This is a genomic window from Thalassobacillus cyri (genome assembly GCF_900107755.1).
GTDB classification, from domain to species: Bacteria; Bacillota; Bacilli; order Bacillales; family Halobacillaceae; genus Thalassobacillus; species Thalassobacillus cyri.
Map to the genome: position 1 here is coordinate 39,586 of NZ_FNQR01000004.1, position 23,772 is coordinate 63,357.

13 protein-coding genes are annotated in these 23,772 nt (G+C 42.4%); 12 read left to right on the forward strand and 1 reads right to left on the reverse strand.

The genetic code is table 11. The features are described from left to right. The first annotated feature begins 1 nt into the window (after position 1). From BLV00_RS06105 to BLV00_RS06125, 6 genes are all read left to right on the forward strand, one after another. Positions 2 to 1,051, forward strand: a complete 1,050-nt coding sequence (locus tag BLV00_RS06105) for an ABC transporter permease (protein WP_093043496.1) — start codon at positions 2 to 4, stop codon at positions 1,049 to 1,051. Next, complete coding sequence (gene yjfF, locus BLV00_RS06110) at positions 1,048 to 2,034, forward strand: galactofuranose ABC transporter, permease protein YjfF (protein ID WP_093043498.1); 987 nt, start codon at positions 1,048 to 1,050, stop codon at positions 2,032 to 2,034. Before BLV00_RS06105 ends, yjfF begins: the two co-directional genes overlap by 4 nt. 82 nt (positions 2,035 to 2,116) lie before the next feature. After that, on the forward strand, positions 2,117 to 5,749 hold the full coding sequence (locus tag BLV00_RS06115) for a LamG-like jellyroll fold domain-containing protein (RefSeq protein ID WP_093043500.1): 3,633 nt from the start codon (positions 2,117 to 2,119) through the stop codon (positions 5,747 to 5,749). Between the two features lie 34 nt (positions 5,750 to 5,783). Next, positions 5,784 to 5,948: a hypothetical protein gene (locus BLV00_RS21915; protein ID WP_176791356.1), complete on the forward strand. Its 165-nt coding sequence runs from the start codon at positions 5,784 to 5,786 to the stop codon at positions 5,946 to 5,948. A gap of 99 nt (positions 5,949 to 6,047) precedes the next feature. Then, the gene (locus BLV00_RS06120; protein WP_093043502.1) at positions 6,048 to 8,861 is read left to right on the forward strand and encodes an immunoglobulin-like domain-containing protein; all 2,814 of its coding nucleotides are present in this window, start codon (positions 6,048 to 6,050) and stop codon (positions 8,859 to 8,861) included. Between the two features lie 186 nt (positions 8,862 to 9,047). After that, on the forward strand, positions 9,048 to 13,274 hold the full coding sequence (locus BLV00_RS06125) for an immunoglobulin-like domain-containing protein (RefSeq protein ID WP_093043504.1): 4,227 nt from the start codon (positions 9,048 to 9,050) through the stop codon (positions 13,272 to 13,274). A 492-nt stretch (positions 13,275 to 13,766) separates the two neighbouring features. Here the strand turns inward: BLV00_RS06125 and BLV00_RS06130 are convergent, their stop codons facing one another. Next, positions 13,767 to 14,915 (reverse strand): GntR family transcriptional regulator, encoded by a 1,149-nt coding sequence (locus tag BLV00_RS06130; protein WP_093043506.1) that lies wholly within the window; start codon positions 14,913 to 14,915, stop codon positions 13,767 to 13,769. A gap of 309 nt (positions 14,916 to 15,224) precedes the next feature. Here BLV00_RS06130 and BLV00_RS06135 point away from each other — a divergent pair, with 309 nt between their 5' ends. The 6 genes from BLV00_RS06135 (at position 15,225) to BLV00_RS06160 (ending at position 23,733) form a co-directional block, all read left to right on the forward strand. After that, entirely contained in the window at positions 15,225 to 16,847 is a 1,623-nt protein-coding gene (locus tag BLV00_RS06135; RefSeq protein WP_093043508.1) for a xylulokinase, read from the forward strand. 1 nt (position 16,848) lies between these two features. Continuing rightward, positions 16,849 to 17,544: an L-ribulose-5-phosphate 4-epimerase gene (locus BLV00_RS06140; protein ID WP_093043510.1), complete on the forward strand. Its 696-nt coding sequence runs from the start codon at positions 16,849 to 16,851 to the stop codon at positions 17,542 to 17,544. Between the two features lie 30 nt (positions 17,545 to 17,574). Next, positions 17,575 to 18,999: an L-arabinose isomerase gene (gene araA / locus BLV00_RS06145; protein WP_093043512.1), complete on the forward strand. Its 1,425-nt coding sequence runs from the start codon at positions 17,575 to 17,577 to the stop codon at positions 18,997 to 18,999. A gap of 701 nt (positions 19,000 to 19,700) precedes the next feature. Next, the gene (locus BLV00_RS06150) at positions 19,701 to 20,696 is read left to right on the forward strand and encodes a substrate-binding domain-containing protein (RefSeq protein ID WP_093043514.1); all 996 of its coding nucleotides are present in this window, start codon (positions 19,701 to 19,703) and stop codon (positions 20,694 to 20,696) included. Between the two features lie 24 nt (positions 20,697 to 20,720). Continuing rightward, positions 20,721 to 22,538 (forward strand): cache domain-containing sensor histidine kinase, encoded by a 1,818-nt coding sequence (locus BLV00_RS06155; RefSeq protein WP_093043516.1) that lies wholly within the window; start codon positions 20,721 to 20,723, stop codon positions 22,536 to 22,538. Then, positions 22,531 to 23,733 carry a response regulator transcription factor gene (locus BLV00_RS06160; protein WP_093043518.1) on the forward strand — a complete coding sequence of 401 codons (1,203 nt, stop codon included), beginning with the start codon at positions 22,531 to 22,533 and terminating at the stop codon, positions 23,731 to 23,733. The genes BLV00_RS06155 and BLV00_RS06160 overlap by 8 nt, the downstream gene beginning before the upstream one ends. The last annotated feature ends 39 nt before the right edge of the window (positions 23,734 to 23,772 follow it).

The following is a 23,772-nucleotide window of genomic DNA, read 5'->3' on the forward strand; positions in this document are numbered from 1 at the left end:
TATGTTGAAATCAAGACTATTCTGGCCCATCCTCGTCCTCGTTATCATCCTTGCCATCAACTTATTTGTCGATCCGGGCTTTTTTAAGGTCGAAGTGAAAAATGGCCATTTGACCGGAAGTCTCGTGGATATCGTCAACCGTGGGGCACCGCTCATCCTGATTTCAATCGGGATGACGCTTGTGATTGCCACCAAAGGGATCGACCTTGGGGTTGGATCGGTGGTTGCCATGTCCGGGGCGATGGCGGCGATGACAATCGGACAGAGTATGGCATCGGATACCAGTTTAACACCGTTGTTTATTGCAATCGCTGCAGCGCTCGGTCTGTCGCTCGCAGCAGGTTTATGGAATGGGCTATTAGTATCGCGGATCGGAATTCAGCCGATTGTCGCCACGTTGATTTTGATGGTGGCAGGACGAGGGATTGCACAGTTGATTACGAACGGGCAAATTACCACGATTTATTATGAGCCTTATTCCTTTATTGGTGGAGGCTATTTGCTTACCATTCCGTTTTCCGTCTATTTGGTGGCTGCCGTTTTGGCGATAGCCTTGTTTATGACGAAAAAGACAGCACTCGGTCTCTTCATTCAATCGGTCGGATCCAACCCAGAAGCGAGTCGGCTGGCAGGAATTAATTCGAAAAATATCATCCTATTAGTCTATGTATTTTCCGGTTTCTGTGCCGGTGTCGGTGGCTTGATTCTAAGCTCAAACGTGGCCAGTGCCGATGGAAACAACGCTGGATTGTGGTTTGAACTTGATGCCATCCTGGCCGTCGTCATCGGCGGTACATCGCTTATGGGCGGAAGGTTCTTCTTGATGGGATCTGTGATTGGAGCGTTGATCATTCAAAGTTTGACAACAACGATTTACTCGATCGGCATTCCGCCGGAAACAAACCTGTTGGTAAAAGCGATTGTTGTCATCATCGTATGTTTGCTTCAGTCATCGGAATTCAGGCAGAAAGTGCTGCGTCCGCGTACGAGAAAGCCGCTTAAAAAAGAACCAGAAAACAGCAGTAATGAACAAGAGGTGAAGATCTCATGATGTCCTGGCAGCTCAATAAAAAATATTACCCGCTCTTAGTAACGATCGGTTTATTTATTCTTATGTTTTTATATGGTTCGATCAATTATACCGGTTTTGCATCGCCGCAAGTCGTATTGAACCTGTTTATTGATAACGCCTTTCTGATCATCGTCGCTGTCGGAATGACGTTTGTGATTTTGTCCGGGGGAATTGATCTGTCCGTAGGTTCAGTGATTGCCTTGACGAGCATGGTGACAGCCATCCTGCTTCAGGCCAACGTATCACCGGTCATAGTTATCCCGGCTGCTTTGCTGATCGGACCGATTCTTGGGGTGATGATGGGCAGTCTCATCCATTTTTACAATCTCCAGCCATTTATCGTCACACTGGCGGGGATGTTTTTGGCACGCGGGCTGAGTTATGTGATCAGTGTCGAGACGATTGCGGTCTCTGATCCATTTTTTCAGTTCATGGCCAATACCAAAATTTATTTCGGTAACTTTTATATTTCGATCAGTGTGCTGATTGCCCTTGCTATCGTGGCGGCAGCCATCTTTTTGGCCCATTACACCAAGTTTGGGAGAAACGTCTACGCCATCGGAGGAAACGAACAGTCTGCCTTGCTGATGGGACTTCCGGTAGGAAGAACCAAGATTCTCATTTATACGCTGAGCGGGTTCTGTTCTTCGCTTGCCGGGCTTGTGTTTACGTTTTACATGTTATCAGGATACGGACTGCATGCGAATGGCTTGGAATTGGATGCTATTGCAGCGGTAGTCATCGGCGGTACGCTCTTAACAGGCGGAGTCGGTTACGTTGCCGGTAGTGTTGTCGGTGTCTTGATATTGGGAATCATCCAGACATTGATCGTGTTTGAAGGAACACTCAGCTCCTGGTGGACAAAAATAGCAATCGGCGTTTTGCTGTTATTATTTATTGTCTTTCAGCGCTTGAGCTCGGTCAGAGGAAGAAGCAAAAGCCAAACCGTTACACAGCATTGACTTTCGTTCAGGAAGGGAGGTGTTAAAAACTTGGTGATTTAACCTGGTACGACTAAAACTGTATTAAAGAAAGGAGCGCATAATGATACGCAGGAAAAACAGTTTATACATTTTGTTAAGTTTTCTTCTCCTACTTACTGCCATTCCGAATGCTTTCGTGCCTTCCGCAACTGCGGCAGAAGCAGACGGTTTGATCTTGCATTATGATATGAAAGCCATTAGTGAAAACGGTGATGACAAGATTATTCCGGATGTCGCTGGAGATGGAGCATTTGACGGTACTTTCAAAAATCCGGACAACGGGCAATTGATGACCAACGGTGAAGCCGGATATGTTGCCTTTAATGGCGGTGATTCCAATTCCGACAGTGGTTATATTGAAATTCCGAAAAACGAAGATGGAGCCGATTTGTTAAGCGGCTTGGAAGACGTGACGGTCTCCGCGCTCGTCAATTGGACCAATGATGGAGCAAACCGCTGGATATACGGCTTCGGAAAGGTTTCCAGCGACATTGCGAACGGCAACAGCTACTTTTTTGCCACACCGAGACATGGAAGCAATAATACGGCCGCGGCTGGAATTTCGGAAGCTGGCTGGAGAAGTGAAGCACTGATCAGAGGAAATCAGCCATTGGAATCCGGCAGTTGGCAAGTCATGACAACGGTATTCTCCGGTTCCGATGACACGTTGACACTTTATGTAAACGGGCAAGAGGTTGCGACTGGCTCTGCACAAGGGAAAAAGTTAGCCGACATCATTGATTCTTCGGCCGATTTTTCCGGGTTCATCGGAAAATCGATTTTTCAGAACGACTCTTACTTTAAAGGGATGATTGGTGACTTCCGGGTTTACAACAAGGCTTTAAACCCTGATCAAGTAGCGGCTTTATCGGTTGAAACAGCAGAAAAGGCAGATCAAATCAACCAGCTTGTCCTTGATGATGCGGCACAATCACTGGATGTTTCCGAGTACTTGGCTGAAGGTGACGCCAGTACGAAAGAAATCACAAAAGACTTAACACTCCCGGGAACTGGAAAGTATGGTGTCGCTGTTTCCTGGTCTTCCAGCGATACGAATATCATTTCCTATGACGGGACGGTAACACGCCCGGCGGCAGGAGAGCCGGCAGGAGAGGTCGAGCTTACTGCAGATCTATCCTACGAAGGCCTGGAAACAACAAAAACGTTCGATGTGGTCGTATTAAGTGAATATACCGATCGACAAAAGGCGGAGCTCGATGCCGATGACGTCATCGTGTATAACCAGGATAATGTGAAAGGCAATCTTCACTTGGCGACAGACGGGGAAAACGGTTCTGCGATTACTTGGGGATCATCCCACCCTGACATTATCAAAGGAACCGCCGAAGCCGTTGACGATCCGAACAAGCTTGGCGTTGTCAACCGTCCGGAAATAGATACAGAGGTTACGCTGACCGCAACGATCTCGAGCGGTGAAGCTGAAATCGAAAAGACATTTGACGTGACGGTTATCGCAGATCCCGGCGAAAAGGAATATGATGCGTACTTCTTCTCGTATTTTACTGGAGAGTATGAAGGTGGAGAAGAAATTTCGTTTGCAACAGCCAAAGATCCATTGCACTGGGAAGCATTGAACAACGGCCAGTCCGTCATCCAGTCGACGATGGGTGAAAAAGGATTGCGCGACCCATTTGTGATGCGCTCTCCTGAAGGCGATAAATTTTACATGATCGCCACCGACTTGAAGATGGGCGAAAGCACCAACTTTGACCAGGCCCAGATTACTGGAAGCCATTCGATCATGGTCTGGGAATCTGACGACCTAGTAAACTGGAGCGAGCAGAGAATGGTCGAAGTGGCACCAGAAAATGGCGGAAACACGTGGGCACCGGAAGCTTTTTATAACGAAAAAACTGGTGAATATGTCGTGTTCTGGGCATCTTCCATCCCTAACGAAGAAACGTACGGCAATTATCCGAACGGCAGGCCTAATGGCCAGTACAATGTCATGTACTATGCGACGACAAGAGATTTCTATGAATTCTCTGAGCCGAAAGTGATGATCGACGATTCCTTCCCGACCATCGATACGAGCTTCATTCAAGACGGGGAAACACTTTACCGATTCACCAAATCAGAAGTGAACTACAAAGTTTATTACGAAAAAGCAACCAATATCTTCGATGACTTGGATGGCATTGAAGAAAACGGCTTCCAATTCGAACCGGTCGCAGGCACGAAAGACGGCAATCGCGGCTTGATCGGCCATGGTGGAAACAACGAAGGGCAGACGGTCTTCAAAGATATCCATGAAGACAAATGGTACCTGTTCCTCGATTCGTGGCCATATCATGTTCGCTGGACGACCGATTTGTCTGACGGCGAACAGTTGGTAAACAACGTTGTACCAGCATCCGAGTATGCCCTGCCCCCGGGACCTCGTCATGGCACAGTGATTCCAATCACCAATGAAGAATATGATGCCCTTCAAGAAAAATGTGGCATGGATTCTCCAAAGTCAGTCGAAAAGCCCGTCGTCCACTATACATTCGACGGTGACGATATAGACGGCGAGACGGTCAAAGACGTATCAGGCAATGGCCATGATGCGCAGCTAGTCGGCGGAGCAACAATTGATTCTGACGCTGTCGATTTGGACGGATCTACCGGTTATGTGGAAATGCCGGAAAACTTGATTCAAGATTTGGTCTTGGAAAACATGACGATGTCTACTTGGGTCCAGGTCGATTCAGACCAGGAGGACCAGCGGATTTTCGACTTCTCTTCGGAAACAGGAAGAGTAGCAAACCGTAACACGATGTATTTGAGCACAAAGGGTGATACAGGCAGTCTCGAGTTTGCGGTCGTCACACCGTTTACAGAAAAATTTGGAAGCGAATCTTCCAAACTAGGTGCCAGTTATAAATATGCACTTCGGGCAGCAAGCATGTCGACCGGCGAATGGCATCATGTAGCTGTAACCATGAACGACTTTAATGCCAGCCTCTACGTAGATGGGGAAGAAGTGGCCAACAGTTCCGTATTTAATATGGAACCAAGGATGCTGATGGAAACAACTTTGAATGCGCTTGGAAAGTCGCGAAGAGATGCCCACAGTTTATTCGATGGGAAGTTCGATGACTTCCGAGTCTACAACCGCGCGCTTTCGGCAAATGAAATTGCTGAATTGACAGAATCGGCCGACAAATCTGCACCGACAGCTCCGACAAATGTCGATGCATCGGCAATTTCGGCAAATGAAATCGAACTAAACTGGAAAGCATCTACTGATAACGTTGGGGTAACTGATTACACTGTATATCGTGACGGTAAACAAGTCGTGAAAACTACAGAGACCACGTTCAAAGACACCAGCTTAACAGATGCAACTACCTATGAATACACGATCACGGCTTCAGACGCTGCCGGCAACGTTTCGGAAGCAAGTGAATCGGTAAGTGCTACAACTAAGACAAGCCTCTCGTATCTTCAAGAATATACAGACCAATATGTAGAAAACGGAGAAGTGGAAGTTCCGTTAGTGAAAAAATTGACCAACAGCTTGAAGCAAGTCCTCCACCACCAGGCCAAAGGCCACGAAGAACAAGCCGTAAAACACCTTGAAAATTACGTATACCATCTGGAACAAGCAAAAACGAACCAACTCTCAGATGACGCCAAAGCAGCGTTGAACAAGCGGGCAGAGCTTTTGATCGATCAGGGTCTAGAATAAACAGTAGATTAGCGGAGGGTGGGGGCTCCCGGATTTGGAAGCCACTTCCCGCTCGCTTTCTGTGTTTTTGGAAATGATCAGTCATTTTGCCGCAAATCCTGTGAAAAGTCGGGAGATTGACGGCGAAAAACCACATTCAACCCGAAAGCCATCTGAGCTAATTGAAAAAGCCCGATTGTTGTGGGAACTGGGCAATTAATATCCAGCTTGTCATCATAATGAAAGGGGTGATAAAGGGGCAAAGCAATGATCACACAGTAGAAATCAGATTCATTGTTTAATAGGGAGGAGTAGCTAGATGTCAGATAGCAGGAAAGGACTTTTTACCTTTGTTACAGCAACGGTTATCGCTTTGGTGATGTTTTTGGGTGTTGGTTTTGCCAAAACAACTGCTGCGGCAAATGTTGATAAAGTTTTGGATTATGAGATGAAAGAAACAGAAGGGACTGTCATCAAAGATAGTATCGGTAATTTTGACGGAACATTGGTCAACCCGGATGATGCAGAATTGCTATCGACAGACAATGCCGGTGTCATCAGTTTTGGCGGAAACAATGCACATATTACGATTCCGCAAGGTGTATTGGATGGGAAAGACAGTTTAACTGTATCCACTTTAGTGAACTGGAGCGGAAAAAATAGAGCGGAATGGCTTTATACATTTGGCCAGAATAGCAGCAAATATATGTATTTCACCCCCAGCTATCCTAGTGACGGTTCAGCCCGATTCGGCATTGCAACTAATGGGTGGAGGGATGAAGTTTCCGCCACAACAGACACTTTGGCCAAGAATGAGTGGAAGCTAGTAACCACCGTCATATCTGGAGAAACATTGGAATTATATATTGACGGAGAACTGACTGCTAGCGGTTCTACCAGCTTCGCATTGGAGGACATCAGTAACACCGACGTTATCAGCGGTTATATCGGTAAATCTTTTTATGGCGCCGATCCATACTTCAACGGAATGGTTGCAGATCTTGAAGTGTATGATGGTGCGTTGACTGCAGAAGAAGTAAAAGCATTAACAGCAGCTGCGGATGAAGAGATTGCAAACATGGATACATTATTGCTTGACAGCGCTGTAAGCCAGCTGGGTTACGACGATTTCTTGAATGAAAATGCCAGCAAAGAAGAAGTGGAAAAGGACTTGAAATTCCCTGAGAGTGGTGCCAACAGCACGGCAATCACTTGGGAATCCAGCAACCAGGACGTGATTACCAACGATGGTATGGTTACCCGCCCTTCTCATGAAGAAGGCAGTCAGGATGTAGTTCTCACCGCAACAATTTCAGATGGCACAAATTATGCTACAAAAGAATTTACCGTAACAGTCATCCATAACCCGAAGGACTCGGTAGCTGTGAAAATCGCTGCTAAAGAACTGACTGTTTACAATATCAACGATGTTCGCGGTAACTTGACTTTACTGACAGAAGGAGCCTATAACACAGCGATCTCCTGGACCTCCGAAGATGAGTCGATCATCACTCCAACCGGGGAAGTTACCCGCCCATCTCATAGTGAGGGGGATGTGACGGTCAAGCTTAAAGCGACGATAACAAAGAATAATGAAACCGTGACCAAAGTCTTTCTGGCCCATGTTAAAGAAATGCCGAAGCAGGAAGATTATAAAGGTTACTTGTTCAGTTACTTCACCGGTGAAGGCTATTCGAATGGGGAGCAAATCTACTTTGGATTGAGTGAAGGAAATGACCCGTTGCACTGGCAACAACTAAATGATGGAGGTCCTGTTTTCACTTCTGATATGGGTGAAGAAGGGTTGAGAGATCCATTTATCATCCGTTCTCCTGAAGGTGATAAGTTTTATATGATCGCCACCGATTTAAAGATGTATGGCAGCGGGGACTGGGGCCGAGCGCAAACGGAAGGAAGCCGTTCAATCATGGTCTGGGAATCTAATGATCTCGTAAACTGGTCCGAGCAAAGAATGGTAGAAGTTGCTCCGCCTGAAGCAGGCAACACGTGGGCCCCGGAGATTTTCTATGATGAAAAAATCGGCGAATATGTCATCTTCTGGGCTTCCAAACTTTATGAAAGTGAAGAAGACCGGGCCAGCGGCAGCAGTTATCAGCACATGATGTATACCACCACAAGAGATTTCCACACATTCAGTGAACCAAAAGTATATATGGATTACGGCTATTCGATCATCGATACAACCATGATTGAACATGACGGCAAAATCTACCGATTCACAAAAGATGAACGAGGCAATACGTCCTCTTCGCCAAACGGCAAATTCATCTTTCAGGAAGTCGGCGATTCTGTGCTTGACCCAAACTTTGAACTAATCCGGGAAGGCCTTGGAAAAGGCGATATCAGCCGCGGGGAGGGACCATTAGTGTTCAAATCAAACACCGAAGAAAAATGGTACATGTTTATCGATGAGTTCGGCGGAAGAGGATATGTTCCATTCGAAACTACAGACCTGGATTCAGGCGAATGGACAGTTTCTGAGGATTATGATTTACCGGACCGCCCTCGTCACGGAACCGTTTTACCTGTAACCCAAGCGGAATATGAAAGCCTGCTGGAAAATGTACCGGTAGAAGTGGAAGCACCTGTATCGGAAAATCCGGTAACAGGCGTATCTCTTGATCAAGAGGCAGTTGAACTTATCGAGGGACAAACTATGCAATTAACTGCAACAGTCGCACCTCAAAAAGCCGTTAATCAAGGTGTACTGTGGTCCAGCAGCAATGAAAACGCGGCGGTTGTCGATGAAAACGGAACCGTGACCGGGCTTCAAGAAGGAAGCGCTATCATCACGGTGACAACTGTCGAAGGCGGATTCATCGCCACGGCAAAAGTTACCGTCACACCACAACTAAGCATCGACGAGCTCCGACAGGTAACCGAACAATACGTGGAAAGCGGGGATGTAAACGGCCCGTTGGTACCGAAACTGGTCAACAGCCTGAAACAAGTCACCCATCATCGCGAAAAAAGAAATGAGAACCAAGCAGTAAAACATTTGGAAAACTATCTAAAACACCTGGAAAAAGCAAAATCTGAACACGTGTCAGAAGAAGCAAAAGCTGCTTTAAGCAAGCATGCGAACCTTTTGTTGGATAATGGCTTGAATTAATGGAAGGGGAAATCCGCTCCTGTTTTGGTGCAGGGGCGGTATCCCAATATTGTTTTGTCAACTGGATCATTTCGGAGTCGGGGGAATTACTACCGGATGGAGAAATTTACTAATAACGAATCCAGCAAACCAGCCCCCCCTTATTTCTAAGAATCTTTTAATTTAAAAACAGGAAGGAGAAAAGACATGCCAATAGGGAGAGGTAAAGCATTTGCCTTTACTGCGGCCGCTGTAATGTCAGCATTTTTTACGTTTGGGACTACCGATGCTTCAGCGGCAGTAGGGGACAAAGAAATTTTGGACTACGACATGAGCAATGTCGATGGCACTACTGTTGAAGACAGTACTGGAGACTTTAATGGAACATTCATCAATCCGGAAAACGCTGAGCTGATCACGAACGACGACACCAACACAAGTGTTGTCAATTTTGAAGGTGGGCAGACGGAATCCTTTATCGAAATTCCGAATGGGGTTTTGGACGGGGTGGAGAGTGTTACCGTATCTTCCCTCGTTAACTGGGCCGGAACCGGAGGAGCACAGTGGATATATGGCTTTGGCCAGGGTGACACCCACTATATGTACTATACTCCAGCATATATTGGTGGTTCGGCTGACCGGGTCGGCATTGCCACAGACGGTTGGCGGAATGAAACCTATGCAGCTTCCCCAAGGCTTGCGTCCGGGGAGTGGAACCTTGTTACGAACGTGATCAACGGACCGGAAGAAACGCTGGAAACGTATGTAGACGGAGAGCTGGTGGCAACCGGTTCAACCAACGGGATAACGTTGGCTGACATTAAAAACAACGATGGTATCAGTGGTTACATAGGAAAGTCTTTCTATGCACCAGATCCATATTTTGACGGAATGGTTGCCGATTTTGAAGTTTACAATGATGCTTTATCAGAGAAAGAAGTTGGCGCCTTATACGAAGAAGCTACTGCAAAAGTGGAAGACATTGGAGGATTAGGCGGCTATTATGTAGAAAAAGCTGCTGAGAAACTTACGCTTCTTCACTTCCTCCGCTATAACGACGATGCTGAGCAAATCACGACAGACCTGGATTTTCCTGATACCGGGGCATATGATACGACCATAACATGGGAGTCCAGTAACCCGGATGTCATCGCAAATGATGGAACAGTGAACAGGCCTGCTTATGAAGAAGGGGACAAAACGGTTACCCTTACTGCAACGATTTCTGATGGAAACGATTCGATCACGAAAGAATTCAGCCTGACTGTTATGAGAAAAATGCAAGACGCTGATGCAATCGAAGCGGATACTGATGAATTGGTTGTTTACAATCAGGACGATGTCCGCGGTAACTTGAATTTGTCCAAAGAAGGGGAAAATGGTTCCACGATTAGCTGGGACTCATCCGACACGTCCGTGATCACGAGAACCGGTGAAGTTTCCCGTCCGGTCCATGGGGAAGGGAATGTAACCGTTGATCTGACTGCGACGTTTGAATTGAACGGCGAAACAGCTGTAAAAGAGTTCACGACTACTGTAAGAGAGCTTCCGGAAAAAGTAGAAGATAACGCAGCCTATATGATGACCTACTTTACCGGGGAAGCTTATGAAGATGGCGAGCAAATCCGCTTCGCTTTAAGTGACGGAAACGATGTAACCCAGTGGAATGAAATCAATGATGGCAATCCGGTCATCACAAGTCATCTAGGCGAAAAAGGCCTGCGGGATCCGTCGATCATCCGTTCACCTGAAGGGGACAAGTTTTATTTACTTGCGACAGACCTAAAAGTATATGGAACAGGCGGAAACTGGGGCAGAACAGTTAGAGAAGGAAGCAATTCGCTCATGATTTGGGAATCTACTGACCTGGTAAACTGGTCAAAACAACGAGAGGTAGAAATTACAACTCCGGAAACTGGAAATACCTGGGCACCAGAGGTCTTTTATGACGATTCTACCGGCGAATATATTGTCTACTGGTCCTCCTTTGTCTATGACAGTGTAGCCGCCCGCTATGGTGACGGGGAAAGCCATAACAGGATCATGTATGCCAAAACGAGAGATTTCCACACATTCACAGAACCAAAAACGTTGTTAGATTTAGGTCATGACATCTTGGACACGGTAGCGATCGAACACAACGATAAAATCCACCGTATCACTAAAGGTACGTATTACTCTGAGAAAGAATGGGGCGGAGAAGAAATCCGGGAGCACGTATTCCAGGAAGTAGGCGACTCTTTCTTTGGTGACTTTGAACTTGTAAAAGAAGGAATCGGCATGGATGTGCTCGACCATGGCGAAGGTGCGGAAATCTTCAAATCGAATACAGAAGAAGATAAGTTTTATCTGTTAATTGATGAATACGGTGGCGGAAGAGGCTATACGTTATTTGAAACAACCGACATAAATTCGGCAGACTGGAAGCTTTCCGAGGATATTAACCTGCCAGACAGACCGCGCCACGGTGATGTGATGAGTATTACCCAGGAAGAGTTTGAAAGACTGCAAAATAACATTCCGCATGCGGAAGAAGGCGACATTCCAACCCAACCAAAGCCGAATGATATCGTTGGTAACCCGATTATAAAAGATCGTTTCAGCGCCGATCCCGCTGCAATCGAACATGATGGCAAAGTTTATTTATATGCTGGACATGACCAAGCATCCATAACTGGTAATTTCTTTGATATGAGGGAGTGGGATATCTATTCTTCCAGTGACATGAAAAACTGGGAGTTGGAAGGTTCCGTGCCTCGTACGACTTTTGAGTGGGGAAACGGCAACACTGCCTGGGCTTCTGAAACAATTGAAAAAGACGGGAAATTTTACTGGTATGTGACAGTAGAAAACAGCGACCCAAATGCACCAGGAATGGCAATTGGTGTAGCAGAATCGGATAACCCCATCACTGGCTGGAAAGATGCCATCGGCGGCCCGCTTGTCAAAAGCACCGATACCAAAAACCCTGACAATATGGGTAACGGTTACGCATGGGATGACATTGACCCGACCGTCTTTATCGATGACGAGGGACAGGCTTACCTGTACTGGGGTAACACAAAACTTTATTACGCAAAGTTAAAAGACAACATGACCGAATTTGATGGCGAAATTCATGAAGTGGAAATAGAAGGGATGCCTGGCACATTTACCGAGGGTCCACACATCCATGAAAAGGATGGCACCTATTACCTTACCTATGCGATGAATTATCCGGAAGAGCTTGCCTATGCAACGAGCTACAGCCCGGAAGGCCCTTGGGTTTATGGCGGTAAGCTGATGGACACTGTTTATAACAGTCCGACAAGCCATCCGGCTGTCATTGAATTTGAAGGTAAATCGTATCTGATTTACCATACGGCGGCATTGCCTACTGGCGGAGAATACAGACGTTCGGTGTCGATTGAAGAACTAATTTACAATCCGGACGGCTCGATCCATAAAGTTGTGCCGACAGCTTCCGGGATCCAATATTCACCATATTTGCTGCAGGGCTACGATAATCAAGACGCATATGTACGCCATGTGGACGGCGACATCCTGGTGAATGATATGGAAAATACCACCTATGATTATCAATGGCACCAAGTAGCTGGACTTGCAAACGATAAGGAAGAGTACGTATCCTTCCAGTCGGAGGATAATCCAGGGTTCTACTTGATCAGAGATGGCAGTGACATTAAACTCGCTAAGCATGACGGAACAGAAAAGTTTAAAGAACAAGCTACATTTAAAGTAACACCAGGTTTGGCTGACGAAGACTGGACTTCGTTCCAGGCATACAAGGATGGTGGGTTCTTGTATCAGAAAGACGATCAGACGCTTGGAGTGCGTATGATTGATTCAGAGCAAGAAGAAAGAAGAGCAACTTTCAAGCTGAAAGAGTTCGAGGATACTGATGAAACAGCACCGACAGCTCCAACTAATGTAGAAGCATCATCATTTTCGGAAAGTGGAGTGGAACTGAACTGGGAAGCTTCCGAAGATAATGTAGGAGTAACTGGTTATACCGTTTATCGTGACGACGAAAAAGTCGGTACAACAACATCGACTACTTTTCAGGACACCGGATTAACCGATGCCACCACATATGAGTACACCGTGACAGCTCTAGACGCTGCTGGCAATATCTCAAAAGCAAGCGAAGCTGTATCTGTCGCTACCACAACAAGCGTTGCTCATCTGGATGACTGGCTAGCACAATATGTGGAAAACGGCGACGTCAATGGTCCCTTGGTTAAGAAGCTGGAAAACAGTATGAAGCAAGTCATCCACCAGCAAGAAAAAGGCCACGAAAGCCAAACAGTAGAACATCTCGAAATTTTCTTGAAGCACCTTGACAAATCAAAGGCTGCCGAAGTTACAGAAGATGCAAAACAAGCCCTAACGAAGCGGGCGGAGCTTTTGATCGAGTACAATTTATATCAATAATTGGCAGTAGGAGCAGGAGGGAGAGCCCCTCCTGCTTTTAATTTACAACCGCGCGGGGCGGACATGAAGTGAAAATTATTGATGAAGTAATGAAAGGTCTGGGGGTTAAGCGAAAAGGGGACTGGAAATAAAGAGGCAGTTAGTATTAGTAAACGGGAACTCCATTTGTGTTTTAAAGAAAAATTTATATGTAACTTTTTCCCCATCAATTTTCAATGAAGATAACCTGCTAAGATTGTATGGAGGGATGTTTATTCAGGGCCTGCTCCACGATTTCATCGATGGTATCCTGGATATATCATAATTTTAAAATACGACACGTTGTTAAAAAACTAAAACCAGGTGCAAAATAAAGATTTAGGGGATAGATGTGAAATTGATTACGGATTGGACTCAGTAAAAAAAGGATGATTTTACAAAGGGAAGAGCACAATATACTGTGGAAGAAAATAGAAGAAAGAGAAGCAGGTCCTTATAGGGATTCCTGCTTCTCTAATACATTTTCTTATTTAAACAACGAGTTGAAAGCTGCCTAGATTCACAGGAGTTAATTTTTTTCAACTCTTTTACAGTTTCGCCCTCGATTAACACTGGATGATAATAGGTTTCGTTTGGTAAATCCTTTCCCCCTCCCTGTAGTTTCTTAATGACCCAATCTGCTGCGTCACGACCCATTTGTTCTTGAGGGTGTGTCAGCGTTGTTAGTTTGATATTAGCGTTTCTTGCAATATAAGAGTTGTCCTGGCCAATAATTGACAATTCATCCGGGATCGAAATCCCTAGTTGTCTGCATACATTTACTACTTCTAACCCAACTTCGTCGTTGTAGCAAACCATTGCAGTCAACTCGTCTCTGTTTTCGTTTAGGAACTTCTTCAAGTTGATGTATAATTCCAACTTCGTTTCTGTATCAAAAGAAAGCACTTTCTCGGGATGAAAACGTAATTTTGCTTCTCCAAGTGCTTTTATATACCCCTTCATTCGATACTTCCCCTGTAAATCATCACTTTTTGAAATATGCCCGATTTGTGTGTGTCCTTTAGAAACCAATTCTTTTGTTGCAAGATAGCTGGACTGTACGTCATCTAGGCAAAGAAAAGGAACATCTAACTCTTCGTAATACGCATTGATCATAATGAATGGAACGTCATGCTCCTTGAACGACAGGTAATAAGCAATATTAGGATTGAATAGATTACTTTTTGTTGGTTCAATAATCAAACCATCCACTCCAAATGATAACATCATCTCCAGCGCTTTTTTTTCTTGTTCAACATCATTATTCGTGCTGGCTAACAGTAACGAATAATTTTCCTCGTTTAATCTGCCTTCAATACCACGAATGATAGAGGGGAAAATATAATCCGAAATATAAGTAGTAATTACACCTATTGTTTTATTATAGGATTTCCTCCCGGATTTTGATTGATATTGATTACTTACATAAGTCCCTGATCCCTTTTCACTTCTTAAGAATCCCTCATTTGATAGTTCTAAAATAGCTTTACGAACTGTTTGTCTGCTAACACAGTACATATCCTTCAGGGCGGATTCCGTAGGGATTCGTTCTCCTACGCTATATACTCCTGAAAGAATTTTACTTTTTATATCGTCAATAAGCACTTGGTATTTTGGTTTCATTTTCCTCACTTCTTTCATAGTTGTTCATGATTTAATTTTTATCCTTATATTTATACGTACATATTCTACCATGAATTTAAATGAACTTAAATAAAACCTCTATCTTCGAGAACTTAATATCCAATTGAAATTGTAATTTTATTTTATCAAATACAGATTCTTAGAAATCTAACACTCATTTTTGTAAGTACATATAATTTAATAATTGACATTTGTACGTACAAAAAATATACTAAAATTATAATAAAGATAAGTAAAAAGGAAAGCGCTTTTCTTTCTATTGAAACCGCTATCAGAGAGGAGTTTAATTTGAAAAATAATCCAGATATCATTAAACAAAAGATTATTAATGGTGAGACTTCCTTGGGTATTGAATTTGGATCGACGCGTATAAAAACCGTGTTGATTGATAATCGTTTTGAAACCATAGCTTCTGGAAGTTATGAGTGGGAAAACCGTTTGGAAAACGGATATTGGACATACCATTTAGAGGAAATTATCAATGGGCTACAAGAAGCTTATAGTGGTATGAAGCAACAGGTTGAACGCAATTATAGAATTACTATTCAGAAAATTGGTTCTATTGGAATTTCTGCAATGATGCATGGCTATATGGCTTTTGACAATAAAGGTGATCTACTTGTTCCATTTCGAACCTGGCGTAATGCAACCACCAGTGTTGCAGCCAACAAGTTAACTGATCAATTTCAATTCAATATTCCGGAACGGTGGAGTATCGCGCACCTTTATCAAGCGATATTAGATGAGGAGGAACATTTACCACGGGTTGATTATATCACTACATTAGCTGGATTTATTCACTGGTTACTAAGTGGTAATAAAGCAATTGGGATTGGAGATGCCTCCGGAATGTTTCCGATTGATGAATCAACGCAAGATTACAATGAATCGATGGTGAAGCAGTTTGATGTACTAATTGCTAACCAAAGCTATCCCTGGAAACTGAAAGATATTCTTCCTACAGTTTATCTATCGGGTGAACAAGCAGGTGAACTAACAGAAGTGGGAACAAAAGTTCTGGATAAATCAGAAAATTTGGAACCAGGAATTCCGCTCTGTCCGCCAGAAGGGGATGCTGGAACGGGGATGGTTGCTACAAACAGTGTGAGGAAACGTACCGGGAACGTCTCCGTAGGTACTTCAGTTTTTGCCATGATTGTGTTGGAGAAAGAACTTTCAACTGTACATCCGGAAATCGATCTGGTAACCACACCAAGTGGTAGTCCAGTTGGAATGGTTCATGCAAATAACTGTTCCAGTGACATCAATGCCTGGATCGGATTGTTCCGAGAATTTTATGAAGCGATGGGACAAAAGGTTGAAACGAATGAGTTATTCACTGTGATGTTGAACAAAGCTTTGGAAGCTGACCCGGATGGTGGAGGTTTGCTTAGCTATGGATATTTCTCCGGTGAAAATATAACAGGATTTGAAGAAGGCCGGCCACTATTTGTTCGCTCCCCGGAGAGTAATTTTAACTTAGCAAACTTTATGCGGATCAATCTTTTTACTGCCTTTGGTGCTTTGAAAATTGGAATGGATATTTTAACAAAGGAAGAAAATGTTGAGATTGATAGCATTCTAGCTCATGGTGGTTTATTTAAAACCCCGGTTGTCGGCCAAAAGATTGTTGCGGCTGCAATGAAAACTCCGGTTTCCGTTATGGCGACAGCTGGAGAAGGCGGTGCCTGGGGAATTGCTATTCTAGCTTCTTACATGATGAACAAAGATCAAAAAGAAAGTTTAGGATATTTTCTCGATAAAAAAGTCTTTACTGGAGTTGAGGTAAAAGAAATGTATCCAGATCGATTGGATGTGAAAGGATTTGAAACATTCATAGAACGATACAAAGAAGGATTAGTGATTGAACGAGCCGCAATAGATAATCTAGTGGAAAGCGAGAGGGATTGATGTGTTAGAACAACTAAAAGAAGAAGTGTTCCAAGCAAACTTAGAATTGCCAAAGCAGGGACTTGTGAAATATACGTGGGGAAATGCAAGTGCGATTGATCGTGAAAGCGGCCTATTCGTAATTAAACCAAGTGGTGTGGATTATAAAAGTATGAAAGCCAGTGATATGGTGGTTGTTGATTTAGAAGGCAATGTGGTGGAAGGAGAATTAAATCCATCATCAGATACACCGACTCATGCAGTACTTTATAAGCATTATTCAGCAATCGGTGGCATTGCACACACTCACTCAACCTGGGCGACAATCTGGGCTCAAGCAGGTCTTGATATTCCAGCGATGGGAACCACTCATGCAGACACATTTTACGGTTCTGTACCTTGTGCCCGTTACTTGACACAAGAGGAGATTGACCGTGGTTACGAAGCAGAAACTGGTAATGTGATCATTGAAGCATTTGAAGAGCGCGGGTTAGATATCTTAGCGGTTCCCGGTGTCATACTGCATGGTCATGCTCCGTTTACCTGGGGAAAAGATGTGAAATCTGCGGTAATGAACAGTGTGGTTCTAGAGGAAGTCTCGAAAATGAATTTATTTGCGCGGGAATTAAATCACTTTGCTAAAGAATTACCACAGCGTATTTTAGATAAACACTATTTACGAAAACACGGAGAAAATGCTTATTACGGGCAAAAGTAAAAAAATTTAAATGAAGAAAAGAGGGTTACTATGTCAGCAATAGAAAAAAAAGAATTTTGGTTTATCGTAGGATCACAACATCTTTATGGGGAAGAAGCGTTAGCAGAAGTAAAAGCACACGCACAAACAATGACAGATGCTTTAAATGAAAGCGGTGTTTTACCTTACCCAGTCATATTGCAAGATTTAGCTGTTAATACAGATAAAATTACGAATATAATGAAAGAAGTTAATTATCGTGACGAGGTTGCAGGTGTCATTACTTGGATGCATACTTTCTCTCCTGCGAAAATGTGGATTCGTGGAACAAAATTATTACAAAAACCATTACTTCATCTAGCAACACAATTTAACGAAAGTATTCCATGGGAATCGATTGATATGGACTTCATGAACCTTAACCAATCTGCTCATGGTGACCGGGAGTATGGATTTATCAATGCCCGTTTAAACAAAAAAAATAAAGTTGTCGTAGGTCATTGGGAACGTGCTGAAGTCCAAAAGCAAATTGCAGAGTGGATGGACGTAGCGGTTGCTTATAACGAAAGTTTTAACATCAAAGTCGCTCGCTTCGGTGACAATATGCGTCACGTTGGTGTGACCGAAGGAGATAAAGTGGAAGCACAAATTCAATTTGGGTGGACCGTAGACTACTTTGGTATTGGAGATCTTGTTCAATACGTGGATGCTGTTAAAGACGGTGAAGTTGATGCTCTGTTTGAAGAATATGCAGGGCTTTATGAATTTGATTATGGTACTTACAGGAAAGAAAATTGGGAAGCCAGCGTAAAAGTACAAGCAAAGTACGAAATCGCCATTAAACGTTTCCTTGATGAAGGTGGTTACAATGCCTTCACAACTAACTTTGAAGATTTATACGGTATGAAACAGCTTCCCGGCCTTGCAGTTCAACGTTTAATGGCACAGGAATATGGCTTTGCTGCTGAAGGAGATTGGAAGACTGCGGCACTCGATCGCTTACTCAAAGTGATGAGCCATAACCAATCAACTGGCTTTATGGAAGATTACACATATGAATTAGCAGCTGGTCAAGAAGCAATTCTTCAATCACATATGCTTGAAGTAGATCCAACTCTAGCAAGCAACAAACCCAAAATTGTGGTGTCTCCATTAGGAATCGGTGATCGAGAAGATCCAGCACGTTTAGTATTTGACGGTAAAGCTGGAGACGGTGTGGTTGTTTCAATGGCTGACTTTGGTACTCATTACAAGCTTTTGATCAACGAAGTTGCTGCATTTGAGCCGACTATTCCAGCTCCAAAACTTCCAGTAGCCCGTATACTATGGGAGGTTAAACCAAACTTTCATGATGGCGTTAAAGCCTGGATAGAAAATGGTGGCGGTCACCATACTGTTGTTTCATTAAATTTAACAACTGACCAAATGATAGCTTATGCCACACTGGTTGACTTAGAATACGTTGTTATTAAATAACGCCTCTACCCTGCAGGGAGAGGCTTACTTTCCAGCAATCGTTTTGTTTATCATTGTTTTCAGTGGAAAATGAAAGCTTATAGGGTGAAAAATGAAAGAACACAAGGACCATTTGGTTATGAAGTCACACTATCTACAGTTTAGGGAGAATCAATTGAAGAATAAAAATGATAAGTTTATGTTGGATGAATCATGTTACCAAACTTCTTTTACTTAAATTTACATGGAGGAGCCCTGGGTTCGATGAGGAATATTGTTGCTATGAAGTGAATGAGGCAGATCCAAATGTATCAGTTGTCTTTAAGGAGCAGCAATAAGAAAGTCTAAAATAATTACAAGATTTTAACGCGGCAGGGATTGGAATGTTAACTGTCGCGTATTTTATTACATATAAGAACTTTTATACTAGACCGTCTTAAAGATGATCTAATGCAGATTACGAGACCATTCGTTCAGCAATTATCAACCTTGTGAGGGCTGTTGCGGATTAGTTTCAAAAGCAGAATTAGGTAACTAATTGGGGTTCCAGTTTTTTTCTGAACTTTAACTAAAAAAATCTTTCTACTGTTCTTGTTTTCTTTGATTTACAGTTATTTTCCAATTCCGATGCAGATAAAATTAATCTTAGTTAAGAGTATACATATTAGAAAACTATTATTAAAAGCGATTCATCTCTACTGTTTTTGAAAGGGGTTACAAAAATGAAAAAGCTGCTTTTCCTCTATCTTCTGTTAATCGGTCTATTTGTAGCATATGTATATAATTATCAAAAAGAAGATTCTTCCACACGTGAATGGACTGAAAATGAGTTGAAAGGTAGTATGGATGAAACCTATGTAATGGTAACGTTTCAAGTGGGGATAGATTATTGGAAACGAGCACTAAAAGGCTTTGAAGATGCGGCGGAAGCAATGAATGTTTCGGTGGAATTTCGAGGTGCTATGCAATACGACGTAAATGAAGAGATTACTGCTCTTGAACAAGTAATCGCAAGAAAACCTGCAGGGATTGCTGTATCAACAATGGATCCAGAAGCATTAACCCCTGTAATTAATAAGGCAGTTGAAGCTGGTATCCCCGTTGTTATGTTTGATGCCGATGCACCAAAAAGTAAAGCCTATTCTTTTTTGGGAACTGATAATTACAACGCTGGAGTGGAAGCAGCTCATAAAATGGCGGAATTACTAAATGAAGAGGGGAAACTAGGAGTTATTACGCAGCCACATCAGTTAAATCAGCAGGAGCGGACACAAGGTTTTCAAGATACTATCTATTCTGATTACCCTGATATGAACGTGGTTTCTATTAAGGATGGCAGAGGGGATCAAATGCTATCCAAAGAAGCAGCACAAGAAATGATGAAGGAGTATGCAAATCTGACTGGAATTTTTGTTACAGAAGCAGTTGGTGGAGTTGGAGTTGGAAAAGCAGTCTTAGCCAATGAGCGTCAAGACACTATGAAAATTATTAGTTTTGATACAGATAAAGGAACCCTCGATATGGTTAAAGATGGTCTTATTTCTGCCACATTGGCCCAAGGGACATGGGAGATGGGATATTGGTCTCTGCAATTTCTATTTCACTTAAATCATGGCCTCGTGGAACAAGTAGATGAAAAAGCACCATTGCCACGCTTTGTGGATACAGGGGTAACGATTGTAACGAAGGAAAATGTAGATTCTTTTTATCCTAAATAAAAAGTTGAGAATGGATTGATTAAAATGAAGCGCTGGATTCAAATAAATAATTTACCCATCCGCTATAAATTGATTTCTCACTTTTTACTCATCAGTATAATCCCAATTATTTGTCTTGGATTATTGATCAATTGGAGCATTGAACGGGTCTTAGAGGATCAAGCGAATGAAAATACGCTTCAGCTTATCAGTAAGGTGAACAAAACGTTTGAATTTTATATAAACAACATGCAGAGTATTACTTATTTTATTGGATTCAATGAGAACGTGCAGCATTTTTTTGATCCAGGAGCCGAACAAGCTGCATCGACCGAATATGATATCCAAGAGTTTCTCCGTAACTTTACTATGCTCTCCCCAGAAGTGGCGGGGATATTGGTTGTGAACAATAAGGGGAATTACATTAGTAATGAATTTTATTCGCCACCGAGTCAAGATTTAACAAAGGAAGCTTGGTATAAAAAAGCAGTTGAAAATGAAGGGATCTTTACGATTATTGGTCAACCTGAAGGGCGAAGTTTATCCTCGGTAGTAAATTACAAAAATGACGAAGTGGTCACCGTTGTTCGTGCACTATTAAATCCAAAAACACAGAAAGTAAATGGGGTTATTTTAATAGACTTAAAATTACGGGTAATTGAGGAAACATTAGATAATGTTAAATTAGAAAAAACGGGTTATCTGATGGTTGTTGATGATCAAGGTCATAACATTTATCAGCCATCTGACCCTTTGATTGAAAAAGTTCCCATTGAATGGTTAGAAGGAAAAAAGTCTGGTACCTTTTCAAAAGAATATAATTCCCAAAAACTACAATTTATTTTTCAAAAATCTCCATTTGCAAATTGGACAACGATAGGTGTGTTTCCTGCGGCAGAAACGGTTTTTGAGATGCGTGAAATTCAGTTTTATTTAGTAATTTTTGCTTTTATCATCATGTTTTTTGGTATTGGGGTATCTTATTTCTTAGCTAAATCAATTTCGACACCGATCACCCAATTAATGATGTTCATGCGAAAAGCTGAGGGTGGAGATCTTGGTGTTCGTTACAAGGAAAAACGAGATGATGAGATAGGGATGCTCGGACGTAGTTTTAATAAAATGTTGACACAAATGAATCAATTGCTTCGACTTACCAAGCGGCAAGAAAGGGAAAAGCGAGAAGCAGAGTTTAGAAGTTTGCAAGCAAATATAAATCCACATTTTTTATATAATACGCTAGATACGATTCAGTGGATGGCAAGAAAACAAAAGGCTACAGATGTAGCAGAACTAGTGGAGTCTTTGGCGACATTATTTCGGATTGGTCTAAGTAAAGGTCAAGATATGATTCCTTTAAATAGAGAAATAGAACACGTAGAAAGCTATCTTAAGATACAATATTCCAGGTACCGTGAAAAATTAAACTATCATTTTCATTTGGATGAAGAAGTATGTCATCTATATGTTTTAAAATTTATATTACAGCCAATCATTGAAAACGCTATTTATCATGGGATTAAAGAGCGGCGTGGTCCCGGACTTATCGATGTGACTGCACAAGAAAAAGAAGGAAAACTCTCCATTCTTATTCAGGATGATGGAGCCGGTATGTCTGAAAAGCAGCTCTCAGAAATGCGTCAAGCATTGAGTGAGGCTGTTGAGAGGACAGATAACAAAAGAGAAACAAGGAATAAAAAGGGCTATGGAATGTTAAATGTCCAGGCTCGTATAAAGCTGGCCTTTGGAGAGGGCTATGGGATATATGTGGATAGTAAAGAAAAAGTCGGTACAAAAGTCGAAATATTGTTACCACTACAAGAAGGATATGGGATGGTAAAAGGGGAGGGAAGTAATGGGTAGATTGAAGGTGTTAATTGCCGATGATGAATTTATTATACGCGACGGTATTCTGTCTTCCATTAACTGGGAACAGTATGAAATGGAAGTGGTCGGAGAAGCAGAAGATGGAGAGGAAGCAGTTGAATTAGCATTGGAGCTTCAGATTGATATCCTATTAGTTGATTTAAACATGCCGATCATGAATGGTATTACTGTAATGAAGATATTAAAAGAGCAATTACCAAAGTGCAAAATGGTGGTCATATCTGGTTATGATGAGTTTCGGTATGCGCAGGAAGCGATACGCTTGCAAGTAGCAGATTATTTATTAAAACCTGTGAACCCAGAAAAACTTTCGAATCTAATCCATGAGATAAAGCAACAGATTGATACCGAGGTAAACCAAGAAACGTACTTAAAACAAGCAGAAAACCAAATAAAGAAAAACCATGCACAACTCAAGCAACGGTTTTTTCAAGATTGGATAGAAGGTCATTTAGCAAACGAAGAAATTAAGAAGCAATTACAGTTTTTGAACTTACCAGTAAGGGTACCTATGCAATACATTATTATAAAATGTCCTAAGTTTCACCATAATCAAACGCTTATGCAAGAGAATGATCGACAAGTCTATTTATTCGCAGTTGAAAATATAATAGGGGAATTGCTAGAGTCAAAACGTGCTGCTGTATTCCGGGACAGGTCAGACTTACTTAATGTCTGTTTATGGGAGCAGGTGACATCAGAAGAAGTAGTACAAATAGAAGAAGCGATTAAGGAATACTTAAATATAACTGTTTTTTGGCACCTTGAAACCATCATTGATGAGGATTTATCTACCTTATATGAAGTTTATGATCAATGCAAAACGCAAATACATAAGAAAACAAGATTATCTCCAATTGTTAAGCAAGCTAAGGCCTATGTTCAACAGCATTACCAGGACTCATCTCTGACCTTAGAAAGAGTTGCAGAGGAATTGCATGTCACAACAGTCTATTTGAGTCGTTTGATGAAACAAGAGCTAGGTATTTCTTATATTGGTTTATTAACACAGTTGCGTATCAACAAAGCAACTGATTTATTGAAAACAACTGACATGCCGATTCGAAATATTGCAGAAGAAGTTGGATATGAATCCCAGCATTACTTTAGTACTGCGTTCAAAAAAGTCGTCGGTATTTCACCTAAGCAATTAAAAAAACTAACCACATAGAAGGGGCTGCCCTATAAGTCTGTAATAGACTTATAGGGC